Raw genomic sequence first — 7,580 nt, forward strand, 5'->3', positions numbered from 1 at the left:
AGAATCGAATTTCGGCCCATCGGCGTTATCGCCGGCAAGGAATTCCGCGACCGCCTGCGCAACCGCTGGGTGCTGGCGGTCGCCTGCGTATTCACCGTTTTTGCCCTGGTCATCGCCTATTTCGGCTCGGCCCAACAAGGCGCTGTCGGTTGGCGCAACATCGACGTCACCATTGCCAGCCTGGTTAGCCTGGTCATTTATCTGTTGCCGTTGATCGCCCTCATCCTCGGTTACGACGCCATCGTCGCCGAGCGCGAGCGTGGTTCGCTCGACTTGCTGCTGTCGATGCCGATCACCCGTTTCGAACTCCTGCTCGGCAAGTTCCTGGGCCTAGCCAGTGCGCTGGGCGTTGCCACCGTTGGCGGCTTCGGCGTTGCCGGTGCACTGCTCTTCTACCAGCTTGGCAGCGCGGCGCTGTACCACTACGGCGGCTTCATCGCCAGCGCTTTCCTGCTCGGCCTGGCTTTCCTCAGCCTGGCGGTGATGGTTTCCGTACTGGCGCAGGACCGCGTGCGGGCGAGCGGCGTCGCCATCGCCCTGTGGTTCTTCTACGTCCTGGTCTATGATCTGCTGCTGCTGGGTGTCCTGGTCGCAAGCGCAGGCCGGTTCAGCCTCGATTTCTTTCCGGTGCTGCTCCTGCTCAATCCGGCGGACATTTTCCGCATCCTCAATATCTTCGGCTATGAAGACGTGCGCCGCCTTTATGGTCTGGCCACGGTCTTCCCCGAAACTCTCGCGAACCCGTGGCTGCTCGGCAGTGTCATGGTGTTCTGGATTATTACCCCGCTCGGTATGGCGGCCAGGAGGTTCAAATGAATAAAGCGTTTTCGTGGCCCGCAGCCATAACGGTTCTGTCCGCTTTGTTCTCGGCATCGCTGCTTCTGACAGGCTGCGGTGAAAAGACGACGCCAGTACAAGCTCTGGAGATAAGCGAGGGAACCGCCTGCGCTCTCGATGGCATGGTGTTGCAGGATTTCCCCGGCCCCAAGGCGCAGATTCTTTACGAACACAGCGAGCCAGAGTTCTTCTGTGACACCCGGGAGATGTTTTCCATTTTCCTGCGACCGGAACAGAAAAAGCGCATTGCCGCCATCTACACGCAGGATATGGGAAAAACCGACTGGGCCCATCCACAAGGCCACTGGATTGATGCAAAGACTGCGTTCTACGTCCTCGGCAGCAGCCGTAGCGGTTCGATGGGGCCGACCGTCGTATCGTTTGCGGCCGAGGCGGATGCTCAAGGCTTCTCAACACAGTATGGCGGCAAAGTCCTACGTTTCGATCAAGTGACTCTGGACATGGTCGATCTGCGCGGTGGCATCGTCCATGACGAGAAAATGTAGCGCTTTAATTTGAGCCGGACAATGAATTCCGGCGGCTATTTGTTGTACGTCTGGCTGGTGAGACTGTGTGTCCGAGACTGGTGGTATTGATCGTTCGTAGATATCTGCTTTCATCCATTACGTTTTCATCGTCGATACCAAGGATTCCATCTTCTTGATCACCGCAGCGATGTTGCTTGCCGTTGTCTTTTCGTACGTGCTAGCCACCGCGTAGAGTGCCTTGATGAGATACCTGACGGCCTCCGAGTTACCGTAGCCCTCTTCAATTTGTATTTCAACGGCGTTACCTATGCTGCCGATTCGCCTTAGCTCGAATCTCGAAATGCCTGTTGTTTCCAATTGCCTCGATAGCGCCATGAATGCTTTTGCGCCTTCCAAGTCATAGGGCATTGTTAGCTCCGTTTCGTGGTGCCTGGCAGATTAAAGGGATTCAGTCGCACTGACGGCCAAGGCCTGTTTTCTTGGTGACGTTCGCAGCAATGACCTGCTTCTGAATTTCAATCAACTCAATTTTCTGTTTTTCTAGCAGCCTGAGAATGAGCAGCCTGAGAATGAGAATTGCTGAAAAGAGTGGGCTCCGGTACAATCGGGGAATTTGCAAGTAGTTAAGCGGGAGGGCTGCGCGCCCGTCCCGCTTTTGCGTATATAAGCTACGGATCAGGAGCCTTTCGTGTCGTTGTTACCCTCACTTCCATCCGCAATTCTCGCTCTTGCCGATGGTACTGTATTTCGTGGTTACGCTATCGGGGCTCGCGGCACTACCAGCGGCGAGGTGGTATTCAACACGGCGATGACCGGTTATCAGGAAATCCTTACCGATCCTTCTTACTGCCGTCAGATTGTCACCTTGACCTACCCGCATATCGGCAATACCGGTTGCAATCAGGAGGACTTCGAGTCGCGTGCCAACTTTGCGGCCGGCTTGGTCATTCGCGATATGCCGATTCGCGCCGAGAACTGGCGCATGCAGGTGACCTTGCCCGACTACCTGAAAACCCATGGCGTCGTTGCCATTGCCGGGATCGATACGCGCAAGCTGACGCGTATCCTGCGCGAGCAGGGCGCGCAGGCAGGCTGCATCATGGCCACAGAGTTTGATGAGGCTAAAGCCCTGGCCGAAGCACGTGCTTTTCCCGGCTTGGCGGGAATGGATCTGGCGAAGGTGGTGACGGTTGATTCGCCTTACGAGTGGAATGAAGGCGAATGGACGCTGAGGGGGTATCAGGCCGCACCTGCGCCAAAGTTTCACGTCGTTGCCTACGACTTTGGCGTCAAGCGCAATATCCTGCGCATGCTTGCCGCGCGGGCCTGCAAGGTGACCGTGGTGCCGGCCCAGACATCCGCGAGCGACGTACTCAAATACAAGCCGGATGGTGTTTTCCTGTCGAACGGTCCAGGCGACCCTGAACCCTGCACTTACGCGATCAACGCCATCCGTGAGTTGCTGGCACAAGGGATCCCGACCTACGGCATTTGCCTCGGTCACCAATTGCTGGCGCTGGCTTCGGGCGCCAAAACGGTCAAAATGAAGTTTGGTCATCATGGCGCTAACCACCCGGTCAAGGACCTCGATACCCAACAGGTCCTGATCACTAGTCAGAACCACGGCTTTGCCGTTGACGCCAGCACCTTGCCGGCCAATCTGCGTCCGACCCATATTTCCTTGTTTGACGGCTCATTGCAGGGCGTGGCCCGGACCGATGTTCCGGCGTTTTCGTTCCAGGGGCACCCGGAAGCGAGTCCCGGCCCGCACGACGTGGCCTACCTCTTCGACCGGTTCACCAAGCTGATGCAAGATAATCAGGCTGGGAGAAAGTAACTCATGCCTAAGCGTACAGACCTAAAAAGCATTCTCATCATTGGCGCCGGACCGATCGTCATCGGACAGGCATGCGAATTCGACTACTCCGGAGCACAGGCCTGCAAAGCCTTGCGCGAAGAGGGCTTCCGGGTGATTCTGGTCAACTCCAATCCGGCGACGATCATGACCGATCCGGAGATGGCCGATGTCACCTACATCGAACCGATTACCTGGAAAGTGGTTGAAAAAATCATCGCCAAGGAGCGTCCGGATGCGCTGCTGCCGACCATGGGTGGCCAGACCGCGCTCAACTGTGCACTCGATCTGGCCAAGTATGGCGTGCTTGAGAAATTCGGCGTCGAGATGATTGGCGCGTCGAAGGAGGCCATCGACAAGGCCGAGGACCGCGAAAAGTTCAAGAAGGCGATGACCAAAATCGGCCTCGGTTCGGCGCGTTCGGCGGCAGCGCACTCGATGGAGGAAGCGCAGCAAGTGCAGGCAATGATTGGCTTCCCGGTGATTATTCGTCCGTCCTTTACAATGGGTGGTTCGGGTGGCGGCATTGCCTACAACCAGGAAGAATTTGTCGAGATATGCAAACGCGGTCTTGAAGCCAGTCCGACCCATGAGTTGTTGATCGAAGAGTCGTTGATCGGCTGGAAAGAGTTCGAGATGGAGGTTGTCCGTGACAAAAAGGACAACTGCATTATCGTCTGCTCGATCGAGAACCTCGACCCGATGGGTGTGCATACTGGCGATTCGATCACCGTAGCCCCGGCGCAGACGCTGACCGACAAGGAATACCAGATCATGCGCGACGCCTCGGTGGCGGTCCTGCGCGAGATTGGTGTCGATACCGGCGGTTCCAACGTGCAGTTTTCGATCTGCCCGACCGATGGGCGCATGATTGTCATTGAGATGAACCCGCGTGTTTCGCGGTCGTCAGCGCTGGCCTCGAAGGCCACCGGCTTCCCGATTGCCAAGGTGGCGGCCAAACTGGCCGTGGGCTACACCCTGGATGAATTGGCCAACGACATCACTGGTGGCAAGACACCGGCGTCTTTCGAACCGTCAATCGACTACGTGGTGACCAAGGTGCCACGCTTTGCCTTCGAGAAATTCCCGACGGCCGATTCGCACCTGACCACGCAGATGAAGTCCGTCGGTGAAGTGATGGCTATCGGGCGCACCTTCCAGGAATCCTTCCAGAAGGCCTTGCGCGGCCTTGAGGTGGGGGTCGATGGCATGAACCAGCGAACCACCGACCGCGAGGAGCTTGAGCGCGAACTCGGCGAACCCGGACCCGAGCGTATCTGGTATGTCGGCGATGCATTCGAAAATGGTTTCACACTGGAAGAAGTGCATGCCCTGACCCATATCGATCCCTGGTTCCTGGCCCAGATCGAGGATATTGTCAGGATCGAGATGAAACTCGACGACATGGCTATTGATGAGCTTGACGCGGTGACCTTGCGCGAACTCAAGCGCAAGGGATTTTCCGACCGTCGGCTGGCCAAATTGCTGAAGACCAGCGATGCCGACGTGCGCGCACGCCGGCACGCCATGGGTATTCGCCCGGTCTATAAACGTGTGGACACCTGCGCCGCAGAGTTTTCGACCAGTACGGCCTATATGTACTCGACTTACGAGGACGAGTGTGAGTCAAAACCGAGCGACAGGAAGAAGATCATGGTGCTCGGCGGCGGTCCCAATCGCATTGGTCAAGGCATTGAATTCGACTACTGCTGCGTTCATGCGGCGCTTGCATTGCGCGAGGATGGCTATGAAACAATCATGGTCAATTGCAATCCGGAAACCGTTTCAACCGACTACGACACCTCGGATCGACTCTATTTCGAGCCGCTGACGCTAGAAGACGTACTCGAAATCGTTGCTATCGAAAAGCCGGTCGGGGTCATCGTTCAGTTTGGTGGTCAGACGCCGCTCAAGCTGGCGCGTGACCTTGAGGCCAACGGGGTGCCGATCATCGGCACCAGTCCGGATATGATTGACGCCGCTGAAGACCGCGAACGTTTTCAGAAACTGCTTGAGGAACTTGGCCTCAAGCAGCCGCCAAACCGTACGGCGCGAACGGAACCCGATGCCTTGCGTCTGGCTGCCGAAATTGGCTACCCACTGGTCGTTCGTCCGTCCTATGTGTTGGGTGGGCGGGCCATGGAAATTGTGCACGAAGCGCGTGACCTCGAGCGCTACATGCGCGAGGCAGTGAAGGTTTCAAACGATTCGCCGGTGTTGCTCGATCGATTTCTCAACGATGCCGTTGAAATTGACGTCGATGCGCTGTCTGACGGCGACGAAGTGATCATCGGCGGTGTCATGGAACACATCGAACAGGCCGGTGTGCATTCAGGCGACTCGGCCTGCTCGCTGCCGCCCTATTCGTTGTCGGCAGACGTGCAGGATGAACTGCGCCGGCAGACCAAGCTGATGGCCGGGGCGCTCAATGTTTGCGGCCTGATGAACGTGCAGTTCGCCATCCAGAACGACGTGGTCTATGTGCTTGAAGTCAATCCCCGCGCCTCACGCACGGTGCCCTTTGTTTCCAAGGCGACCGGACTACAGTTGGCAAAGATCGCCGCGCGTTGCATGGCCGGACAGTCGCTTGCCAGCCAGGGGGTGACCCGGGAAATAATCCCGCCCTATTTCTCGGTCAAGGAAGCCGTCTTTCCGTTCAACAAATTTCCTGGCGTGGATACCATTCTCGGACCGGAAATGAAATCAACCGGCGAGGTAATGGGCGTCGGAAGAACCTTTGAGGAAGCCTTCGTCAAGAGCCAGATGGCGGCCAGCGTGAAACTTCCTGACACCGGCAAGGTCTTTATCAGCGTTAAGGAGTCCGACAAGACCAAAGTTGTTGAGATCGCCCGTGATTTGCACGCGAGCGGATTTAGTATCCTCGCAACCCGTGGCACAGCATCAACGATTGCAGCAGCAGGCATTCCAGTCGCGGTGGTTAACAAGGTGACCGAAGGCCGACCGCATATCGTTGACATGATCAAGAACAAGGAGATTTCGCTGATCATCAATACGGTGGATGAGAAACGTCAGGCGATCAACGATTCGCGGTCCATACGGACATCCGGATTGGCCGCTCGGGTGACAATGTACACCACGGTCTGGGGAGCAGAGGCCGCAGCCGTAGGCATAAAGAACCGCGGCGAACTGATGGTTTATTCGATCCAGGCGCTGCACGCACAACTAAGTTAAACAAGCCATAAACCGCCGGCGACGCCATTTTCCAGGCCCGGCGGTTTTGCTTTGGTAGTCATCACGAGAGTAAAGACCATGAGTAAAGTACCCTTGACCGTCAACGGTGCGGAAAAGCTGCGTGCCGAACTGCATCAACTGAAAACGGTGGAGCGGCCCAGTGTGATTGCGGCCATCGCCGAGGCGCGTTCGCACGGCGACCTTTCGGAGAATGCCGAATATGATGCCGCCAAGGAGCGTCAGGGTTTCGTCGAGGGGCGCATCAAGGAGGTCGAGGGTAAACTTTCGAATGCCCAGATCATCGATCCAAAACTGCTTGATGCGGATGGGCGCTGTGTTTTTGGGGCGACACTCGATCTTGAGGATCAGGATACCGGGACACAGGTCACTTACCAGATCGTTGGTGAAGATGAAGCGAATATCAAGTGTGGGAAAATTTCGATCAATTCCCCGATTGCCCGGGCGCTGATCGGAAAATTCTCCGGCGATATTGCCCAGGTTCAGGCACCAGGTGGGCTGCGTGAATACGAAGTGCTTGATGTGCGTTACGAATAAGCTGGTTTTTTGAGAATTCTATCGTGCGACGTTTAGCTGACGCCCTTTACACCATAACGCTGACGATGTGGGTCGGTGGCCTGTGGACGATCGGCTATCTCGTCGCACCGTCCCTTTTTGCCACCCTGGCCGACCGGCAACTGGCGGGAATGCTGGCCGGCAAGCTTTTTGCGCTGATCGGCTGGGTGGGTCTGGCCTGTGCTACCTATCTGTTGCTTTCCATGGCGCTGCGTCTGGGTAGCGCTGCCCTGAAACGCGGAGTCTTCTGGCTGGTTGTGGTGATGCTGGCACTGACCGTGGTCAGCTTGTTTGGCATCCAGCCCTGGCTTGCACACCTGAAGACCGAGGCCTTGCCACGTGAGGTGATGGAGAGTGTTCTGCGTGATCGCTTTGCTACCTGGCACGGCATCTCGAGCATTCTTTACCTGTTGCAGAGTCTACTCGGCTTGCTGCTGGTGGTCGGTGCGGAGCGCGGGGTAAAGTGAACTGGATGCAGCGGTCGCAACGTAAGGCTTAGACATCATGTATTGACCTGCCACACCTCAAGCGACGAGGGTTACGCTTGGGGTTTGTTCAACCGTAGGCGCAGAGCCTAAATTGAGGGAGGCAGGTCATGAAAGAGTTTAGCAAGTACGTGGGGCTGGATGTGCATA

At 56.8% G+C, this 7,580-nt stretch carries 7 protein-coding genes; 6 read left to right on the plus strand and 1 reads right to left on the minus strand.

Annotated elements, in window-relative coordinates:
• The first annotated feature begins 3 nt into the window (after positions 1-3).
• Positions 4-816, plus strand: a complete 813-nt coding sequence (locus Q1J43_RS12445; protein ID WP_366141902.1) for an ABC transporter permease subunit — start codon at positions 4-6, stop codon at positions 814-816.
• Complete coding sequence (locus tag Q1J43_RS12450; protein WP_301102818.1) at positions 813-1,343, plus strand: nitrous oxide reductase accessory protein NosL; 531 nt, start codon at positions 813-815, stop codon at positions 1,341-1,343. Before Q1J43_RS12445 ends, Q1J43_RS12450 begins: the two co-directional genes overlap by 4 nt.
• 117 nt (positions 1,344-1,460) lie before the next feature.
• Here the strand turns inward: Q1J43_RS12450 and Q1J43_RS12455 are convergent, their stop codons facing one another.
• Complete coding sequence (locus Q1J43_RS12455) at positions 1,461-1,733, minus strand: hypothetical protein (RefSeq protein ID WP_301102819.1); 273 nt, start codon at positions 1,731-1,733, stop codon at positions 1,461-1,463.
• A 280-nt stretch (positions 1,734-2,013) separates the two neighbouring features.
• Between Q1J43_RS12455 and carA the strand changes: the two genes are divergently transcribed.
• From carA to Q1J43_RS12475, 4 genes are all read left to right on the plus strand, one after another.
• Positions 2,014-3,162 carry a glutamine-hydrolyzing carbamoyl-phosphate synthase small subunit gene (gene carA, locus Q1J43_RS12460; protein WP_301102820.1) on the plus strand — a complete coding sequence of 383 codons (1,149 nt, stop codon included), beginning with the start codon at positions 2,014-2,016 and terminating at the stop codon, positions 3,160-3,162.
• Positions 3,163-3,165: 3 nt separating this feature from the next.
• Entirely contained in the window at positions 3,166-6,372 is a 3,207-nt protein-coding gene (carB, locus tag Q1J43_RS12465) for a carbamoyl-phosphate synthase large subunit (RefSeq protein ID WP_301102821.1), read from the plus strand.
• Positions 6,373-6,450: 78 nt separating this feature from the next.
• Positions 6,451-6,927, plus strand: coding sequence for a transcription elongation factor GreA (gene greA, locus Q1J43_RS12470; RefSeq protein WP_301102822.1), 477 nt, complete (start codon positions 6,451-6,453; stop codon positions 6,925-6,927).
• A 23-nt stretch (positions 6,928-6,950) separates the two neighbouring features.
• On the plus strand, positions 6,951-7,412 hold the full coding sequence (locus Q1J43_RS12475; RefSeq protein WP_301102823.1) for a DUF4149 domain-containing protein: 462 nt from the start codon (positions 6,951-6,953) through the stop codon (positions 7,410-7,412).
• Positions 7,413-7,580 lie beyond the last annotated feature (168 nt).

Source organism: Propionivibrio sp. (genome assembly GCF_029255185.1).
GTDB lineage: Bacteria > Pseudomonadota > Gammaproteobacteria > Burkholderiales > Rhodocyclaceae > Propionivibrio.

Excerpts from the sequence above, each read along its gene's own strand:
- Q1J43_RS12450 (WP_301102818.1), top strand. The coding sequence starts at position 813 with ATGAATAAAGCGTTTTCGTGGCCCGCAGCCATAACGGTTCTGTCCGCT.
- carB (WP_301102821.1), top strand. The coding sequence starts at position 3,166 with ATGCCTAAGCGTACAGACCTAAAAAGCATTCTCATCATTGGCGCCGGA.
- Q1J43_RS12455 (WP_301102819.1), bottom strand. The coding sequence starts at position 1,733 with ATGCCCTATGACTTGGAAGGCGCAAAAGCATTCATGGCGCTATCGAGG.
- greA (WP_301102822.1), top strand. The coding sequence starts at position 6,451 with ATGAGTAAAGTACCCTTGACCGTCAACGGTGCGGAAAAGCTGCGTGCC.